The 17199-nt window shown below is 62.1% G+C and carries 15 protein-coding genes; 3 read left to right on the forward strand and 12 right to left on the reverse strand.

Annotation, left to right across the window (positions count from 1 at the left end; all coding sequences use genetic code 11):
• Positions 1-554: 554 nt before the first annotated feature.
• Both gltB and BN1118_RS13070 read left to right on the forward strand, forming a co-directional pair.
• Positions 555-5012: a glutamate synthase large subunit gene (gene gltB / locus BN1118_RS13065; RefSeq protein ID WP_043556511.1), complete on the forward strand. Its 4458-nt coding sequence runs from the start codon at positions 555-557 to the stop codon at positions 5010-5012.
• A 12-nt stretch (positions 5013-5024) separates the two neighbouring features.
• Complete coding sequence (locus BN1118_RS13070; RefSeq protein WP_043556513.1) at positions 5025-6440, forward strand: FAD-dependent oxidoreductase; 1416 nt, start codon at positions 5025-5027, stop codon at positions 6438-6440.
• Between the two features lie 84 nt (positions 6441-6524).
• Here BN1118_RS13070 and BN1118_RS13075 read toward each other — a convergent pair whose 3' ends face one another.
• The 6 genes from BN1118_RS13075 to soxR form a co-directional block, all read right to left on the reverse strand.
• Positions 6525-7286, reverse strand: coding sequence for an amino acid ABC transporter ATP-binding protein (locus BN1118_RS13075; protein WP_043556515.1), 762 nt, complete (start codon positions 7284-7286; stop codon positions 6525-6527).
• Positions 7283-7939: an amino acid ABC transporter permease gene (locus BN1118_RS13080; RefSeq protein WP_244463612.1), complete on the reverse strand. Its 657-nt coding sequence runs from the start codon at positions 7937-7939 to the stop codon at positions 7283-7285. Before BN1118_RS13080 ends, BN1118_RS13075 begins: the two co-directional genes overlap by 4 nt.
• A gap of 57 nt (positions 7940-7996) precedes the next feature.
• Entirely contained in the window at positions 7997-8770 is a 774-nt protein-coding gene (locus tag BN1118_RS13085) for an amino acid ABC transporter substrate-binding protein (protein ID WP_042866249.1), read from the reverse strand.
• A gap of 331 nt (positions 8771-9101) precedes the next feature.
• Positions 9102-9512, reverse strand: coding sequence for a nuclear transport factor 2 family protein (locus BN1118_RS13090; protein ID WP_042866248.1), 411 nt, complete (start codon positions 9510-9512; stop codon positions 9102-9104).
• 11 nt (positions 9513-9523) lie between these two features.
• A complete protein-coding gene (locus BN1118_RS13095) occupies positions 9524-10102 on the reverse strand; it encodes an O-methyltransferase (protein WP_043556520.1) in 579 nt (192 codons plus the stop codon).
• A gap of 79 nt (positions 10103-10181) precedes the next feature.
• Positions 10182-10646 carry a redox-sensitive transcriptional activator SoxR gene (gene soxR / locus BN1118_RS13100; protein WP_042866242.1) on the reverse strand — a complete coding sequence of 155 codons (465 nt, stop codon included), beginning with the start codon at positions 10644-10646 and terminating at the stop codon, positions 10182-10184.
• Between the two features lie 66 nt (positions 10647-10712).
• Here soxR and BN1118_RS13105 point away from each other — a divergent pair, with 66 nt between their 5' ends.
• On the forward strand, positions 10713-11696 hold the full coding sequence (locus BN1118_RS13105) for a questin oxidase family protein (protein WP_043556522.1): 984 nt from the start codon (positions 10713-10715) through the stop codon (positions 11694-11696).
• Here the strand turns inward: BN1118_RS13105 and BN1118_RS13110 are convergent.
• The 6 genes from BN1118_RS13110 to BN1118_RS13135 all read right to left on the reverse strand — a co-directional run bounded on the left by BN1118_RS13110 (position 11693) and on the right by BN1118_RS13135 (position 17174).
• Positions 11693-12127 carry a hypothetical protein gene (locus BN1118_RS13110; protein ID WP_043556524.1) on the reverse strand — a complete coding sequence of 145 codons (435 nt, stop codon included), beginning with the start codon at positions 12125-12127 and terminating at the stop codon, positions 11693-11695. The two genes, BN1118_RS13105 and BN1118_RS13110, sit on opposite strands and share 4 nt — an antisense overlap.
• Before the next feature lie 50 nt (positions 12128-12177).
• Positions 12178-13218: a M35 family metalloendopeptidase gene (locus BN1118_RS13115; protein WP_043556525.1), complete on the reverse strand. Its 1041-nt coding sequence runs from the start codon at positions 13216-13218 to the stop codon at positions 12178-12180.
• Between the two features lie 305 nt (positions 13219-13523).
• Positions 13524-14168 (reverse strand): DUF2913 family protein, encoded by a 645-nt coding sequence (locus BN1118_RS13120; RefSeq protein WP_043556526.1) that lies wholly within the window; start codon positions 14166-14168, stop codon positions 13524-13526.
• A 137-nt stretch (positions 14169-14305) separates the two neighbouring features.
• The gene (locus tag BN1118_RS13125; RefSeq protein ID WP_042866233.1) at positions 14306-15601 is read right to left on the reverse strand and encodes a DEAD/DEAH box helicase; all 1296 of its coding nucleotides are present in this window, start codon (positions 15599-15601) and stop codon (positions 14306-14308) included.
• 274 nt (positions 15602-15875) lie between these two features.
• Positions 15876-16409, reverse strand: coding sequence for a spermidine N1-acetyltransferase (gene speG, locus BN1118_RS13130; RefSeq protein ID WP_043556528.1), 534 nt, complete (start codon positions 16407-16409; stop codon positions 15876-15878).
• Between the two features lie 114 nt (positions 16410-16523).
• On the reverse strand, positions 16524-17174 hold the full coding sequence (locus BN1118_RS13135; protein WP_043139268.1) for a DedA family protein: 651 nt from the start codon (positions 17172-17174) through the stop codon (positions 16524-16526).
• Between the last annotated feature and the right edge of the window lie 25 nt (positions 17175-17199).

The following is a 17199-nucleotide window of genomic DNA, read 5'->3' on the forward strand; positions in this document are numbered from 1 at the left end:
GGCGCTGAGCTGGATCAAGGGAGGCGAGGGTCAGAAAACATATAAATATTCACCAATATTTGGATAAATATCTGCAAGTGGGTAGTTATTGACGCTTTCGAAACCCGTCAGCTAAAAACAGCGCCCAGGCCACAACCGAATAACGACCAGCTAACCACCTGTTGAGCAATGAAATTTTCCTCATAGCCCCGTTGGCGACAAATGCAAGACACAGGGTGCGTAATTGTGATCGCCACCTCTCACTGGCCGGATTGATTGGTAAAATTACTACAAATCCCCGCCCCCACTGAGTCAACCAACAAAACCCAGGATATCAGTATTAAATCCTGCAAAAACAAAAACAGCCAGAGCAATAGCCAATTCAAGCCCCATATACACCCGCACCCCGACATTTTGTTATGACTTTGTAATAATGAAAACAGCCGGGATGTCCAATTGACCTTGCCGAAAAATCCCATTAGTTTGGAGATTCGCCACGTCAGGCGGACGGAACCACAAGAGCCAATCGCAATTTATGCAGTTTGCGATGCAAGGCCGAGCAAGGGAGAAATGCAATGTCACTATATGATCCAAAGCTGGAGAGGGATAACTGTGGCTTCGGCCTGTTGGCCCACATGGAAGGTGAAGCCAGCCACAAGCTTGTCCGTCTCGCGATGTCAGCATTGGCTCGCATGCAGCACCGCGGCGGCATCTCCGCCGATGGCAAGACCGGCGATGGCTGCGGTCTGCTGCTGCAAAAACCGGACAGCTTCTATCGCGCGATCGCCGAAGAGAAAGGATGGCACCTGGGCCGCAACTATGCGGTCGGCATGCTGTTCCTGAATCCGGACCCCCTGTTGGCCCAGCAGACCCGCGACATCATAGACGAGGAGCTGGAAAGAGAGACCTTGAGTCTGGTCGGTTGGCGCAAGGTGCCCATCGATACCAATGTGCTCGGTCCCATTGCCAAAGCCTCCCTGCCAAGCATCGAGCAGGTCTTTGTCAACGCGCCCCCCGGCTGGGTCGACAAGGATCTCGAGCGCCGCCTTTATATAGTGCGTCGCCGCATCGAAAAACGCATCAGCGACGACTACTTCTACGTGGTCAGCCTCTCCAATCTGGTCACAGTCTACAAAGGACTGTGCATGCCGGTGGATTTGCCGCGCTTCTACCTGGATCTCGCCGACATTCGCATGCAGGCAGCCATCTGCGTGTTCCACCAACGTTTCTCCACCAACACCAGCCCGCGCTGGCCGCTGGCCCAGCCGTTCCGCTACCTGGCCCACAACGGCGAAATCAACACCATCGCCGGCAACCGCCAGTGGGCCAAGGCGCGCAGCTACAAGTTCGCCACCCCGCTCATTCCGGATCTGCAAGAGGCCGCCCCCTTCGTCAACACCACGGGGTCGGATTCCTCCAGCCTCGACAACATGCTGGATCTCTTCCTCGCCGGTGGCATGGACCTGTTCCGCGCCATGCGCCTGCTGATCCCGCCGGCATGGCAAAAACACCCGAACATGGATGACGACCTGCGCGCCTTCTATGACTTCAACTCCATGCACATGGAGCCCTGGGACGGCCCGGCCGGTATCGTCATGACAGATGGCCGTTACGCTACCTGCGCGCTGGACCGCAACGGCCTGCGCCCGGCACGCTATGTCATCACCAAGGACAAGTTCATCACGCTCGCGTCTGAGGTCGGCACTTGGGACTACACCCCGGACGAGGTGCTGGAGAAGGGCCGGGTCGGCCCGGGCGAGCTGTTCGTGGTGGATACCCGCAACGGCAAGGTGTGGACCAGCTTCGAAATCGATGACGATCTCAAGAGCCGTCACACCTACAAGCAGTGGATGGACAAGCATTGCAAACGGCTGGTGCCGTTCGAGCAGATGGATGACGCCAGCACAGGCGCCCGCGAGTTCTCGGACGACCAGCTCAAGACCTACCAGAAGCTGTTTGGCTACTCCTACGAGGAGCTGGATCAGATCATCCGCGTGCTCGGCGAGAACGGCCAGGAGGCGGTGGGCTCCATGGGGGATGACACCCCGATGGCGGTGCTCTCCTCCAGCCAGCGCACCCTGTATGACTACTTCCGCCAGATGTTCGCCCAGGTGACCAACCCGCCCATAGATCCGCTGCGGGAAAACCACGTCATGTCGCTGGCCACCTGTATCGGTCGCGAGCAGAACGTCTTCAACGAGACCTTCGGCCACGCCCACCGGGTGCTGTTCCAGTCGCCGATCCTGCTCTACTCCGACTTCCACCAGCTGCTGGCGCTGGAAGGGGAACACTATCGTCATGCGGTGCTGAGCCTGAACTACCAGCCGGAAGAGGGGCTGCAAGCGGCCCTTGAACGGCTGTGCAAGGACGCCGCCGACAAGGCGCGCGGCGGTACAGTGCTGCTGATCCTGTCGGATCGGGACGTCAGTGCCAATACCCTGCCCATTCCGGCTGCCATGGCGGTGGGCGCGGTGCAACGCACCCTGGTAGACAACAACCTGCGCTGCGACGCCAACATTTTGGTGGAGACCGCGAGCGTGCGCGATCCGCACCACTTCTCCGTGCTGCTGGGCTTTGGCGCCACCGCCATCTATCCCTATCTGGCCTACGAGACCCTGGCCAAGCAGGTCGAGGAAGGCGTGCTCAAGATGAGCCTGCGCCAAGCCATGCTCAACTACCGCAATGGCATCAACAAGGGGCTCTACAAGGTGATGTCCAAGATGGGCATCAGCACGGTCGCCAGCTACCGCTGCTCCCAGCTGTTCGAGGCGGTGGGGCTCTCCAGCGCCGTGGTCGCCATGTGCTTCCGCGGCGTCTCCAGCCGCATCCAGGGCGCCGATTTTGCCGACATCCAGCAGGATCAGCTCAATCTGGCCCGCCAGGCCTGGTTGGCGCGCAAGTCCCTCACCCAGGGCGGCCTGCTCAAGTTTGTCCACGGCGGCGAGTACCACACCTACAACCCGGACGTGGTGCAGACCCTGCAAACCGCGGTGCGCTCCGGCGACTACGCAGATTACAAGGAGTACGCCCGTCTGGTGAACGAGCGCCCTGTCTCCACCCTGCGCGATCTGCTCGCCCTGAAGAAGGTCGACAACCCGGTGGCGCTGGATCAGGTGGAGCCTGCGGCCAAGCTGTTCCCCCGCTTCGACTCCGCCGCCATGTCCATAGGCGCGCTGGGCCCTGAGGCCCACGAAGCGCTGGCGGTGGCCATGAACCGGCTCGGCGGCAAGAGCAACTCGGGCGAGGGTGGCGAAGATCCCAAGCGTTTCGGTACCGAGAAGAATTCGCGTATCAAGCAGGTGGCCTCGGGGCGCTTCGGCGTCACCCCCCACTACCTGATGAACGCCGACGTGGTGCAGATCAAGGTGGCTCAGGGCGCCAAGCCCGGTGAGGGCGGCCAGCTGCCCGGTGACAAGGTCACGGCCCAGATAGCCAAACTGCGTTATTCCGTGCCCGGCGTGACCCTGATCTCGCCACCGCCGCACCACGACATCTACTCCATCGAGGACCTGGCCCAGCTCATCTTCGACATCAAGCAGATCAACCCGGACTGCCTGGTGTCGGTCAAACTGGTCTCCGAGCCCGGCGTCGGCACCATCGCCTGCGGCGTGGCCAAGGCCTATGCCGACTTCATCACAGTCTCGGGTTATGACGGCGGCACAGGCGCCAGCCCGCTGAGTTCGGTCAAATATGCTGGCTCCCCCTGGGAGCTGGGCCTGGCCGAGACCCAGCAGGCGCTGGTAGCCAACGGCCTGCGCCACAAGGTGCGCTTGCAGGTGGATGGCGGCCTCAAAACGGGTCTGGACATCATCAAGGCGGCCATCCTCGGCGCCGAGAGCTTCGGCTTCGGCACAGGCCCCATGGTGGCGCTCGGTTGCAAATACCTGCGCATCTGTCACCTGAACAACTGCGCCACCGGCGTCGCCACTCAGGATGAGAAGCTGCGCCGCGAGCACTTCACCGGCCTGCCGGAGATGGTGATGAACTACTTCCAGTTCATCGCCGAGGAGACACGCGAGCTGATGGCCCAGCTGGGGGTGACCCAGCTGACGGATCTGATCGGTCGCACCGATTTGCTTGAGGCCCTGCCCGGCCTCACCGCTCGTCAGGCCAAGCTGGATCTCTCCGGCCTGCTGGCGAGCCCGGTGGCACCGGCAGGCTCCAGCCTGTTCAGCCAGCAGCACAACCCGACCTTCGACAAGGGTCCGCTCAACCTCAAGATGGTGGAAGACCTGCTGGAGGCGGTCGAGCACAAGTCTGGCGGCGAATTCCGCTATGACATCCGCAACACGGATCGCTCCGTGGGTGCCCGTCTCTCCGGCGAGATAGTCAAACGCCACGGCAACCAGGGCATGGCGGCCGATCCGGTACGGGTTCACTTCAACGGCACCGCAGGCCAGAGCTTCGGCGTCTGGAACGCGGGTGGCCTCGAGATGATACTCACGGGTGACGCCAACGACTACGTGGGCAAGGGCATGACAGGCGGCAAGCTGGTGGTCAAACCCCACGTCGGCGTAGCGTTCAAGTCCCACGAGGCGGCCATCATAGGCAACACCTGCCTCTATGGCGCCACCGGCGGCAAGCTCTACGCGGCAGGCACGGCGGGCGAGCGCTTCGCGGTGCGCAACTCCGGCGCCCTGGCGGTGGTCGAGGGGATTGGCGACAACGGCTGTGAATACATGACAGGCGGTATCGTCACCGTGCTCGGCACCACGGGTGTCAACTTCGCGGCGGGCATGACGGGCGGTTTTGCCTACGTGCTGGACGAGTGCGGCAACTTTGCCAAGCGCACCAACCCCGAGCTGGTGGAACTGCTGGACGTGGCGGATCTCGCCATCCACCAGGAGCACCTGCGCGGTATCATAACGGCGCACCTCAATGAGACCGGCAGCTCGCGCGCCGAGGAGATCCTGGCCCATTTCGACGCCTATGTGCCCAAGTTCAGGCTGATCAAACCCAAGTCCAGCGACGTCAAGTCCCTGCTTGGCCACACCAGCCGTTCCAGTGCAGAACTCAGAATCCAGGCGCAATAAGGAGGGAACCCTATGAGCCAGAACGTATTCCAGTTTATCGATGTCCAGCGGGTCGACCCGCCCAAGAAGCCGCTCAAGATCCGCAAGATCCAGTTTGTGGAGATCTACGAGCCCTTCAACCAGGCCCAGGTCGGCATGCAGGCGGATCGCTGCCTCGACTGCGGCAACCCCTATTGCGAGTGGAAGTGCCCGGTGCACAACTACATCCCCAACTGGCTGAAACTGGCCAACGAGGGGCGCATTCTGGAGGCGGTGGAGCTCTCCCACCAGACCAACAGCCTGCCGGAAGTGTGCGGCCGGGTCTGCCCGCAAGACAGACTGTGCGAAGGGGCTTGCACCCTGAACGATCGCTTCGGCGCCGTCACCATAGGCAACATCGAAAAATACATCACCGACAAGGCGTTCGAGATGGGCTGGCGCCCGGATCTCTCCAAGGTGATCAAGACAGACAAACGGGTCGCCGTCATAGGTGCGGGCCCAGCCGGGCTCGCCTGCGCCGACGTGCTGGCGCGCAGCGGTGTCAGCGCCGTGGTGTTTGACAAGTATCCGGAGATCGGCGGCCTGCTCACCTTCGGCATTCCCTCCTTCAAGCTGGAAAAAGAGGTGATGCAGCGTCGGCGCGAGATCTTCGAGGGCATGGGGATCGAGTTCCGCCTCGAGACCGAGGTGGGCAAGGATGTCACCTTCGCCGACCTGCTCGGCGAGTTCGATGCCGTCTTCCTCGGGGTCGGCACCTACAAGTACATGAAGGGTGGCTTCGACAACGAGACGGCGCCCGGTGTGTACGACGCCCTGCCCTACCTCATCTCCAACGCCAACCGGCTGCTGGGCTTTGAGAAGGCACAGGCCGATTACATCGACTTCGCCGGCAAGCAGGTGGTGGTACTCGGCGGCGGCGATACCGCCATGGACTGCGTCCGTACCGCCATCCGCCAGGGCGCCGACAAGGTGATCTGCGCCTACCGTCGCGACGCCGAGAACATGCCGGGCTCCAAGCGGGAGGTGAAGAACGCCCAGGAGGAAGGGGTGGAATTCATGTTCAACCTGCAGCCGGTCGGCGTCGAACTCGATGCCCATGGCCGTACCTGCGGCATCAAGGTGGTGAGCACCGAGCTCAGTGCGCCCGATGCCAACGGCCGCCGCAATCCTGTGGTGATCGAAGGCTCCGAGCAGGTGCTGGCCGCCGATGCCGTGGTGATGGCGTTCGGCTTCCAGCCCAACCCCCAGCCCTGGATGGCGGAGTACGGCATAGAGCTCGACAGCCGGGACAGGATCAAGGCCCCCGAGCAGGCCGAACATGCCTTCCAGACCAGCAACCCCAAGGTGTTCGCCGGTGGTGACGCCGTGCGTGGCTCGGATCTGGTGGTCACCGCCATCTACGAGGGCCGCAAGGCCGCCGAGGGGATCATGGACTACCTGGCCGTGTAAGCTGCCGTCCAAGGCTTCCCCAAGCAAACAGCCCCGCATCTGCGGGGCTGTTTTTTTATATGGCTGTCGTCCGGGCAAGCGCCGCTAGATGCTCCAGCTCTCCGGCAACCGCTCGGTCAGGGTGGAGATGTACTCGAAGGTGCGGGTCCGCTTGGGAGTGGTGAACATCTGGCGCGCACTGCCCGCCTCCACCACCTCGCCGGATTCCAGAAAGATCACCTGTTGCGCTATCTGGGATGCCAGACGCAAGTCGTGGGTGGCGATCAGCATGGTGGTGCCTTCACGTGCCAGCTGGCGCAGCACGGCCACCACCTCGAGCGCGAGCTCGGGATCCAGCGCCGAGGTGGGTTCGTCACAGAGCAGCACCTTGGGCGCCGGTGCCAGCGCCCGTGCTATGGCGACTCTCTGCTGCTGGCCGCCGGAGAGGGTGGCGGGCACCGCCTCGGCCTTGTGCCTGAGCCCCACCTTGTCGAGCAGTTGCAAGCCGCGCGCCTGCGCTTTCGCCTTGGGCCACTTCAGCACTGTCACCAGCCCCTCCGTCACGTTTTCCAGCACCGTCATGTGCGGGAACAGCTGGAAGTTCTGAAACACCATGCCGGTCTGCTGACGCAGGCTCAGCACGCTCTGGCGGGACAGGTTATGGGCAAAGTCGAGCTCGCTCCCCCCCAGCACCAGCTGCCCCGCGTCCGGTCGCTCCAGCAGGTTCACGCAGCGCAGCAAGGTGCTCTTGCCGCTGCCGGAGGGGCCTATCAGGGCGGTGACGCTGCCCGCTGCCATGGCAAGGTCTATCCCCTTGAGCACCCGCTGGCCGCCAAACTGTTTCTCGATGCCGCTCAATCGGATCATAGGGCAAGCTCCCGGGTCTCTTTGTGGGTCAGTCTACGCTCCAGCCTGTTTTGCAGGGTGGAGAGTACAGAGCTGAACAGCAGGTAGATGATGGCCGTCTCTATGTAGAGGATGAGCGGCTCATAGGTGACGGAGGCGAGTCGCTGGGCCGCCTGAAACAGCTCGGGCACAGTCACCGCCGCCGCCAGCGAGGTGTCCTTGACCAGCGAGATGAAGGTGTTGGAGAGCGGCGGCACAGCGATGCGCGCCGCCTGTGGCAGGATCACCCGCCACATCACCTGGGACCAGTTCATGCCGATGGAGTAAGCTGCCTCCCACTGCCCTTTCGGGATCGCCGCCAGGGTGGCGCGGATGATCTCCGAGCTGTAGGCACCTATGTTGAGGGTGAAGCCGATGACGGCGGCGGTAAAGGCATCCAGCACTATGCCGGCGCTCGGCAGGCCGTAGAAAATAAGGAAGAGTTGCACCAGCAGCGGCGTCCCCCGAATAAGCCAGACATAAAAGCGCACCAGTACGACCAGCGGAGTGGGACCATATAACCTTGCCAGTGCCACCAGGAAACCGAGCAATATTCCCAATACGAAAGTGATCAGGGTCAAGGGCACGGTAAAAATAAGCCCCGCACTGAGCAGGGGCCAAAAAGAGTCGATCATTAACTGTAACCAAGCTGGCACGTTAATTCCCTCGATTGTTATTATGTTGTCGCAATATTATTGCGAGACGTCGGTGCCAAAATATTTAACCGATATTTTTTGATAGCTGCCATCCTGTTTCGCGGTACGCAGCGCCTGATTGATGGCGGCCAGCAATTCGGGTTGCCCCTTGGCGAGCAGCACGGCAGATTGATCCCCCTTCGCCTCGGTCGCCGCCACCTTCAACTTGGCATCCGGCTTCTGCTTCTTGAAGTCCAGGAAGGAGAGACTGTCGTTGATGGTCGCATCCACCCGCCCGGTCAGCACCAGCGCCAGCGACTGGTTGAAACCCTCTGTAGCCACCACCTCGGCCCCCGACGCCTTGGCCAGCTGGGCGAAGTTGCTGGTCAGGGACTGGGAGGATTTCTTGCCCTTCAGATCCGCAAAGCTGTTGATGCTTTTGTTGTCGCTGTGCACCACCACGACTGCCTTGGAGGTGATGTAGGGATCTGAAAAGTCATACTTTTTCAGCCGCTCCGGGGTGATAGCCACTTCGTTGAGCACCAGATCGTAGCGTTTGGCATCCACCCCGGCGATGAGCCCGTCCCACTTGCCTTCGACAAACTCCGGCTTCACCCCGAGACCGCTTGCAATCAGCTCGCCAATCTCAACGTCAAAACCCACCAGCTTGCCGCTCTTGTCGTGATAGGTGAACGGAGGATAGGCCCCTTCCGTGCCGATCTTGATCACCCCGGCGCTATGGATAGCGGCGAGGCTGGATTGGGCCTCGGCCGATGTCATCAGAGCCAGCGGAAGCGCCGCCAGCAAAAACAGGGAGCGTACTTTTTTCATGATCCACCTCGTTATATTTATAAATATCCAGAACGCTTGCCAAATAAAAACATTGGCGCCATGCAATCATTATTTTCCAACCCTGAATCCATAGCCGGCTGATTAATTTCATTCGCTGCAACATCAAAGATTAATTCTGCGGACTATCGGCATGGACAAAACATAACGCGGACCATTCCATTGCCAAACAATGAAATGTGGGGATATTTAGCGAAATAATGGATAACGAGGATGGATGAGATGGATGAGATGGATGAGATGGATGAGAGTAAGGCAACAACACAAAATAATCATTTCCCCAGGGCGGCATGGCTCACCCTGGGGGCCGGGATCAGGCGAGTTGCGACTCCCGGGGGATCGGGGTCACCCAGGGACGACGCCAGTGGGGGGCCTCGTAGAGATCGGGCCAGAACTCGGTCTGGTGCAGGATGGCATTCCCGCTCACCGTGTGAAAGGTGATGGCGCGGGCATGCACCAGGCCATCGGTGATCAACACCTCGGTCACCACCTCCCGCCCCTGCTCCATCAGCCGGACCACCTCAAAATTCCAGGGGCCCGCCGCCGGATAGCGGCGGTTGACCTCGATGAAGTTGCAGCGCCCCGCAATCCGCTCACCGGACTGCGGCCAGTCACAGACATAATCCTCACACAACCACCTGGCAGCCTTGGCAAAATCGTTGCTCTGCATGGCCTGCCAATAGGCCTCTACCACAGCTCTTGGTTCCATGGTCTTGAATTCCATGCTCACTCTCCCTACAGACGCACCACCAGCCACTCCCCCTTGCCCACCGGCACCAACGTGCTCTGGAAGGCCGGATCGCGCTGCACCTCACTCATCCACTCGGCCATCTCGTCCCGATGGGAGATGGCGTTGTCCACCACCAGCAGGCCACGAGGGGCCAGCAGGCGCCGGATCTGCGGCCACCAGGCCCGATAGTGCTGACGATCTGAATCCAGGAAGACCAGCTGATAACCTTCCGTCGGCAGCTCGGCCAGCAGGGCCCCCGCCTCGCCCGCCAGCTGGGTGATCCAGGGGCCTAGGCCGGCGCGCTGGAAGTTGGCAGCAGCCATGACCCGCTTGCCCTCATCAAGCTCGATGGTGGTGACCCGGCCATCGAGCCTGCGTACCGCCTCGGCCAGCCAGAGGGTGGAGTAACCGTTGGAGGTGCCTATCTCCAGCACGGCGTCTGCCCCCCTGGCCTGCACCAGCACCGCCAGCAGTTCGCCGGTATCGCGGGTGATGTTGAGCATCTTGCTGCCACGGGCCTGCTGCTGGCTGTCGTTGTATTCGCCAAACTGCTCCAACTCCCGTTTAAGCTGTTCCAGTGCCATGTCTCCTCCTTGATGGTTAAACGAGTCGGCCCTGTGCATGGCATGGTTGGGTCGACGCTCATGTTCATCATGTTGCTGATCACTCGTCGGACGGCGGCGCATCCCCCAGCAGATAGCGAGGGCCGGCGCCCTGTCTTGCGGCCTGATCATCCGGGTTGTAAAGGGCGCAGTGCTCGAGCGACAGGCAACCGCAGCCGATGCAGGAGGTGAGCTTGCCCTTGAGCTGCAGCAGGGCCTCGATACGCTGATCGAGCAGCCCCTGCCACTGGCTGGCGATCTGCTCCCAGTCGCGACGATCCGGTGTACGACCATCGGGCAAGCCGGCGAGGGCATCGGCAATGTCGCCAAGGCTCAGTCCCATCCCCTGCGCTACCCGGATGAAGGCGATCCGGCGCAGCGCATCCTGCGGATAGAGGCGCTGGCCGCCTTCGCTACGCACGCTGCGAAGCAGCCCCTTCTGCTCGTAAAAACGCAAGGCACTGGCGTTGACGCCGGAGCGCCTGGCTATCTGGCCTATGGCTAACCACTTGCGATCCGTATCCATCCTTGACCTCAAGTTAGCTTTAACTTGCACAATCCTGTCTCCCTTAATGAAAGGAGTCAAACGATTATGCATCATCTTCATCGCCTGCTCGATGCCAACCGTGCTTTTGCCCTCAATGGCCGGGGCACCACCAACCACTGCCCGATGGCGCTGCATGCCCTGCACGAGATGGGAGCCAGCCCCCGCCAGCTGCAGCATTTCTTCGATCACTGGCAGGCAACCTATGCGCTGCCGAGCGGGGAAACAAGTCAGGGGGAGGATGAAATCAGTTTCGTTCGGCTGCGTCAGCAGCTGGCAAACCGGCTCGCCACCCAAGGCTGGCAGCCCACCTTTGCGACACTGCTGACACGCCGGCTTTCCCCTGCGGGAGGGGCCTTTCACCCTCTGATCCGCTTCGCCTGCGCCCTGGAAAATGGCCATCTGGGGGAGCAGGCCGCCGCGCTGGCTGCCTGGCAGTGCCGCCCCCTGATACTGCCCGCCGGAGAGGCCGCCCCCAGCCGAGATATCGTCAGTCTGCTGGCTGGGGTATCCGGACAGTGGGAGGGTGCGAGCTGGCAGGGCGAGTGGATAACGGGTCGATTGCAGCAGGTGGCAGAGGCGCCGCGCTGGCCGGGCACACTGCCCCGCTCACTCGTCGAGTCGTCGGCAGTATTCGCCCAGCTGGCAGAGATCGCCCTGCAGCTCTATTGGCAGACCGGCAATTTCACCGTGTTGCACATGGTGACCGGCAGTAGGGCCGCCGCCCTGGTCGCGCGGCAGTTGCCCGGCGAGTGGCAAGCGCCGTGGCAAACCCTGATGTGGCAGGCGGTAGCGGCGGCTTATATCACGGTCGGGGCGCCCGCGCTGCGTTCACTGCGCTGGCCAGACGTTTCAGGGCTGGATTGGGAGAGGGTGTTGCCACTGGCGCTGGCCAGCCTGGACGATCATGTGATCAAGCTGGTGCACTGCTGCTGGCGGGTGCGGGACACATCGCCTCGTTATCTGGCGGTGGCGGCCCGCGCTGTGGGGCTGCTGGATGCGAGCAGCGGCAAGGCGTGTCAGCCTGCCTAGGGCGCAGCCAGGCGATTGAAGCTGATGGCGGGGCAACGCGGGGCAACCCCCTGGGTCAGGGTCAAGGGTTGGGCGCGATAACTGAGATGATAGAGGCCTGGGCGCGACAGATCGTAGACCTGGGTCAGATCCGCATCCGCCTGGCTCTGCTGGCCCGGCCCCAGTATGAAGAAATCCTCGGCCGCGGGTGCACCACGCTTGGCGAGCGGCCCCCTGTAGGCCAGCGGCTGGTTATCCAGGGTGAGTTCGATGGCATCGGCAAACCAGCCCTCGAACGGGGTGAACCAGCTCAGCACCTCGAGCGGTCCCTCCCCCTTGTTGGTCAAGGTCATCACCAGGGGCAAGGGCTCGTCCACCCGGCTTTGTGCCTTGACCGACAGCTCGCACTGCAGGGGGGCGAGTGCGAGGGTCGTGAGCAAGAGTGTCATCATGGCGCCTCCTTCAACATCAAAAAAGGGGCCTGGCGGCCCCTGTCAGCGGATCAATTTTCGCTCGGGGTATTCTCGGCGAAGTATTCGTGGTTGTCGGCGTTGTTGAGCGCCTTGACCGGCTCCGTCTTCGCCAGATTGCGGGCATTGGCCTGACCGTAACCCAGATCGTCGGTGCCTGCCACCACGGTGAAGTGGCTCAGCTCATGGACTATGGTGCCGGCACGGGAGTCGGTCCCGGTGACGGGCGCGGTCCAGAAGCTCTTGCACAGATAGACCTTGTAGGGCTGATCCGGGTAAACGTAGGCAAAGTAGCTCTGCTTGCAGCCGCAGTCGAAGGTGAGCGGCTTGTTGTCGATGGCATCCTTGATCTTGCTAAAGTGCCCCTCGGCCTGATCCCAGCGGGAGGCGTCATAGGCGCCAAACCAGCTGCGATAACGCTGGCCATCGGGCTTGTCCACCGCCAGATAGCTGCTGGAGTTGTTGCTGATGCCGCTGGCGGCATCGAGCGCGGCCAGAATGTCGCTCTTCTGGGTGTTGGTGCAGCGGCCGCTGAAGCTGACCGAGGCGGTGACGGCCTGAGGTTCGACGGCGGCCACCTTGGCCTGGACTCGCTCATCGTTCACCCCCTCCACCCACAGGGTGATGGCGTTGGACTCTCTCGCCTGGGCCTGTTTGGCCTTGGCGGCCTTCGCCTCCTGCGGCAGGGTCGGCAGCTGATAACGGATGCTGTACTGACCCTGGGCGCTCATGTCATAGAGGCCGGACACCTCCGCCTGCACCGTCAGGCTCTGGCCGGCCTTGAGCAGCTGGAAGTCCTTGTCGGTCGGCGCCGCCCGCTTGATCAGGGCCCCCTCGTAGCTGACCGGCTGACCATCCCGTTCCACCAGGAACAGGGGGGCATCTTCACTGCCCGGCAGTTGCCACTTGAGCAGGCGGATCGGCTTGTCACCCGTGTTGGTCAGCGTCAGGTTGACGCGCACATCGTCTGTGCTGCCATCCACCAGGGTGAGTTGGGCGTCAAGCCCTGCGGCGCAGAGCGGAGAGGCCAGCACACCGGCCAGCAGCAGGGCAATGGGAGTCGCTTTCATCATGTTTCCTCATTCATTGAGTATCGCCATCAGGCGGTTTGCTTCCTTAAGGCCCTCTTTGGGGCCAACCCACCCTAGAGCAGAAATTTTCCGCCACCATCCCACCATATGGGGGACGCCCCCCATCAGAGGGGGAAAGAGGAGGAAATAGCCCGATGCGACAAACCATCCGCGACAAAAACGGGGCTCGCCATCCCACTTGCCCCTGGCTCTCCTCGCCTCCCCGGCGCTCCCATCGCCGCTCGCCGCACATAAAAAACCCCGGCGCCAGGCCGGAGTTTGAGAAGGACAGAGGAAAAGGCTCGCCGTCAGGCTCTCGCCTCGGCCAGCAGCCCCAGCGCGGGCTGCAGGTTGGCAGGCACCAGAGAATACGCCTTGTGGTGTTTGACAAGCGTGGTCTTCTTGTTGCCCTGGCTCAGCAGCAGACCATGGCGAAAGGCCGCCTCGGCCAGCTGGGTTTCGTCACAGCGCGCATAGAGGGTCAGCGGCTTGACAAGCTCCCCCTGGACCAGGTGCTCGCCATATTCGCGGCTGGAGATCACCAGACTGGATTGGCCCTGCCCCTGCAGGCGCAGCTTGGCGCTCACCTCGCTGTCGGTAAACACCAACCAACCCGCGCTTTCCAGCTCGGCCAGCATGGCGGCCAGCCTGGTGCCGAGCTGCTGGGAGTCGGCCTGCACGCGGGCGTACTGGAAGGCGATGCGCTCCAGCAAGCCCTTGAGATCGGCGCCGGCTCCCAGGGTGCGGCCCTGCTGGATCCAGCCTTTCAGATCCTCCATCACCAGCCGGGAGAAGCGCTTCTCCTTGAGGGAGTCCGCCATCCAGGTGCAGAGAAAATGGCTCTCCTGGGCCGGGGTGCGCTTGCCCGCCTTCTGCTCGGCGGTGCGCGCCAGCTCGGCAAGGCTCTGGGTGGCCATGTCGAGCAGGGCCTGATTGTAGTTGGGAGGTGTCATCACGAGTCCTCAGAGAGACGGGCGGGCCAGAGGCCGGGTCATCAACAGCATAAAGGCGCCAGTGGCGCCTTTATGTACAAAATCGCCCCTCCCGGCCTGCCCTGACAAGGGGAAGGCCCGGGCGGGGTTGGGCGCGCTTACTTCGGCTGACGCGGCTTCTTCATTGCCGCCAGACGCTTGAGGCGCTGGCCCTGCAGCTTGGCCTCGGCCATGGCCTGAGCGGCGGCGTTGTCATCGCGCTGGGGACGCTTGCCGAAGCGACGACGCTCCTGCAACTGTTTGATCAGCTCGTCACGGTTGCCCACCTGGTAGCCCGGCACCATGACACGGCGGATCTTCTGGCCGATCAGCGCCTCGATCTCGAGCAGGGTGCGCTCTTCCTCGCGGCTGACGAAGGAGATGGCCATGCCGCTCTTGCCGGCGCGGCCGGTACGACCGATGCGGTGCACGTAGTCTTCGGCCAGGAACGGCAGATCATAGTTGACCACGTACTGCAGATCCGGGATATCCAGACCACGGGCGGCCACTTCGGTGGCGACCAGCACCCGCACCTTGCCTTCGGTGAATTCGCGCAGGGCGCGGCGACGGCTGCCCTGGGCCTTGTCGCCATGCACCACGGCGGACTTGATGCCATCCAGGTTCAGCTCGGCCACCAGCTCGTCACAGCTTTCACGGGTACTGGCAAACACCAGCACCTGCGGCCAGTTCTGCTTGCCGATGAGCTCGGAGAGCAGCTCGCGCTTGCGCTTCTGCTCCACCGGATAGACGGTGTGGGTGACGGTGTCGGCGGTGGAGTTCTGCTTGTTGACGCTGATGATCTGCGGCTTGTCCAGCATGACGTTGGCCAGCTTCTTCACCCCGTCGGAGAAAGTGGCGGAGAACAGCAGGTTCTGGCGCTCCTTGTTGACCGCTTGCAGGATCTGCTGCACATCGGCACTGAAGCCCATGTCGAGGATGCGATCCGCTTCGTCCAGCACCAGACACTCGACGCCGGAGAGGCTGAGGTTGCAAGCGGTCAGGTGCTCCAGCAGACGACCCGGGGTCGCCACTATGATGTGAGCACCCGCTTTCAGCTTCTTGGCCTGCACATCCTGCTTGCCGCCGCCAACGAGCGTCAGCACGGTAACATCCAGGTACTTGGCGAAGTCATTGATGTTGCTCGCCACCTGGGCCGCCAGCTCGCGGGTCGGGGTCAGGATCAGCACACGGGCGTTGGACGGTTGCAGCTCGGCCGGCTTGTCCACCAGGCGCTGCAATATCGGCAGGGCGAAGGCGGCAGTCTTGCCGGTCCCCGTCTGGGCGCTGGCCAGCACATCGAGACCGCGACGTATGGTCGGGATCGCCTGGCGCTGCACAGGGGTCATCTCCTGATAACCGCAATCTGAGACGGCACGCAAAATCTCGGGGGCAAAATCGAACGATTCAAATCTCATAAATTGGGTTCCTGTGTTCCAGCTGGGCTGTGTTTGGCTTGCGGCTCGGCGTAGGCGAGGCGGAGGTTGATACCACCGGTGGCTGCGTCCGACATCAAGTCAGAAAGTGAGCCGGAAAATGGCGGGCGCGAAGTGTAACAGATAGGCATCACAAATTCTGCCTCAAATGACCTGAGTTTTTATCCTGCGGCCAAAACGCGCCGACCGGGGGAGAGGCCAGGCTGACACAGGCCGGCGCCACCCTCCCCCCTGGGCACTCAGGCGTCAGGCAACCTTAGTTCCGGTTTGCATCATCTGCCTTGAAATCACGCTGAAACAGGCACATGCGAATGGCGGTGCGATATTTGCCATCGATGAAGAACTCCTCTTTCAGCTCCCCCTCCGGCTCGAATCCCAACCCCTGATAGACGTGGATCGCCTTGGCGTTGTCCCGATCGACGATGAGGTACAACTTGTGCAGGTTCAACACGTTGAAGGCGTACTTCATCCCCTTCAGGGTCGCCGCCTTGGCATAACCCAACCCCTGATAGGCGGGGGCTATGATGATCTGGAATTCGGCGCGGCGATGAATGCTGCGAATGTCCACCAGCTCCACCAGCCCGACCTGGGTGCCGGCCACCTCCAGGATGAAGCGGCGCTCGTGCTGATCGTGGATGTGCTTGTCATAGAGCTGGGCCAGCTCCATGTAAGCCTCGTAAGGCTCCTCGAACCAGTAGCGCATTATGCTGGCGTTGTTGTTGAGCTGATGCACGAATTTCAGATCCTCTCGCTCGAGGGGACGAAGGCTCAGGGTGTCATGACATGACATAAGGTACCTGCTTGAAGGTTGATGGACGACCCTGGGCGGCCCGCTCGGGTCGCGCCTGGGTCAGGTGAATATTCACAAGAAATACGCGGGGCGGCCTTGGCCGTCCGCAGCCGATCAGCGGATGCGGTTGGTCGGGCGCTTGAGCAGCCGGATGGCGATGGCCGCCATGGCGATGACGAACAGGCCGAGGGAGGTCACCAGCAGACACTTGGTCATCAGCTCGTGATACTGGGCAAACACGGGGGCCGCCATCACGAACTTGCCCACCAGACTCAGCAGCAGGGCCCAGAGGAAGGCGCTGGCAAAGCTTGCCATCATCACCCGCGGCAGATGCAGGCGCGAGACCCCCATCAGCATGGGTGTCAGCACCCTGACGAAGGGCACGAAGCGGGAGGAGAACATGGCCCAGAAGCCGTAGCTGTGCAGCAGACGCGAGGCCCGTGGCAGGCTGCCGTCCGGGATCATCCGCTCCACATGGCCCATGAAGGAGGTGCCGTGCAGCGCATGGCCCTGCAGATAGGCGATCAGGCTGCCAAGCCCGGCAGCAAGCGGCATGTAAATCAGTGTGACTTCGGGGCCGAGCACCCCCATTCCCACCAGGCCACCGGCCAGCAGCACCAGACTGTCACCGGGCAGGGGCAAAAAGACGAAGCTCGATTCGAGAAAGAGGATCACCACCAGACAGGTGACGAGCAGGCCCACCGCCTGCATCTGGATCAATTGGTTAAAGTCCTGTTGCCATATGGCAAGCAGCATCTCCTGCATCTGGTGACTCCCATCAACATAGTGA

The organism is Aeromonas bestiarum, assembly GCF_000819745.1.
In the GTDB taxonomy this organism is placed as follows: Bacteria; Pseudomonadota; Gammaproteobacteria; order Enterobacterales; family Aeromonadaceae; genus Aeromonas; species Aeromonas bestiarum.

Coding starts and splice junctions, on each gene's coding strand:
- BN1118_RS13115 (WP_043556525.1), bottom strand. CDS start 13,218: ATGATGAAAGCGACTCCCATTGCCCTGCTGCTGGCCGGTGTGCTGGCC.
- BN1118_RS13095 (WP_043556520.1), bottom strand. CDS start 10,102: ATGGCACTGGAACAGCTTAAACGGGAGTTGGAGCAGTTTGGCGAATAC.
- BN1118_RS13125 (WP_042866233.1), bottom strand. CDS start 15,601: ATGAGATTTGAATCGTTCGATTTTGCCCCCGAGATTTTGCGTGCCGTC.
- BN1118_RS13105 (WP_043556522.1), top strand. CDS start 10,713: ATGCATCATCTTCATCGCCTGCTCGATGCCAACCGTGCTTTTGCCCTC.
- BN1118_RS13110 (WP_043556524.1), bottom strand. CDS start 12,127: ATGATGACACTCTTGCTCACGACCCTCGCACTCGCCCCCCTGCAGTGC.
- gltB (WP_043556511.1), top strand. CDS start 555: ATGTCACTATATGATCCAAAGCTGGAGAGGGATAACTGTGGCTTCGGC.
- speG (WP_043556528.1), bottom strand. CDS start 16,409: ATGTCATGTCATGACACCCTGAGCCTTCGTCCCCTCGAGCGAGAGGAT.
- BN1118_RS13120 (WP_043556526.1), bottom strand. CDS start 14,168: ATGACACCTCCCAACTACAATCAGGCCCTGCTCGACATGGCCACCCAG.
- soxR (WP_042866242.1), bottom strand. CDS start 10,646: ATGGATACGGATCGCAAGTGGTTAGCCATAGGCCAGATAGCCAGGCGC.
- BN1118_RS13135 (WP_043139268.1), bottom strand. CDS start 17,174: ATGCAGGAGATGCTGCTTGCCATATGGCAACAGGACTTTAACCAATTG.
- BN1118_RS13080 (WP_244463612.1), bottom strand. CDS start 7,939: ATGATCGACTCTTTTTGGCCCCTGCTCAGTGCGGGGCTTATTTTTACC.
- BN1118_RS13070 (WP_043556513.1), top strand. CDS start 5,025: ATGAGCCAGAACGTATTCCAGTTTATCGATGTCCAGCGGGTCGACCCG.
- BN1118_RS13085 (WP_042866249.1), bottom strand. CDS start 8,770: ATGAAAAAAGTACGCTCCCTGTTTTTGCTGGCGGCGCTTCCGCTGGCT.
- BN1118_RS13075 (WP_043556515.1), bottom strand. CDS start 7,286: ATGATCCGATTGAGCGGCATCGAGAAACAGTTTGGCGGCCAGCGGGTG.
- BN1118_RS13090 (WP_042866248.1), bottom strand. CDS start 9,512: ATGGAATTCAAGACCATGGAACCAAGAGCTGTGGTAGAGGCCTATTGG.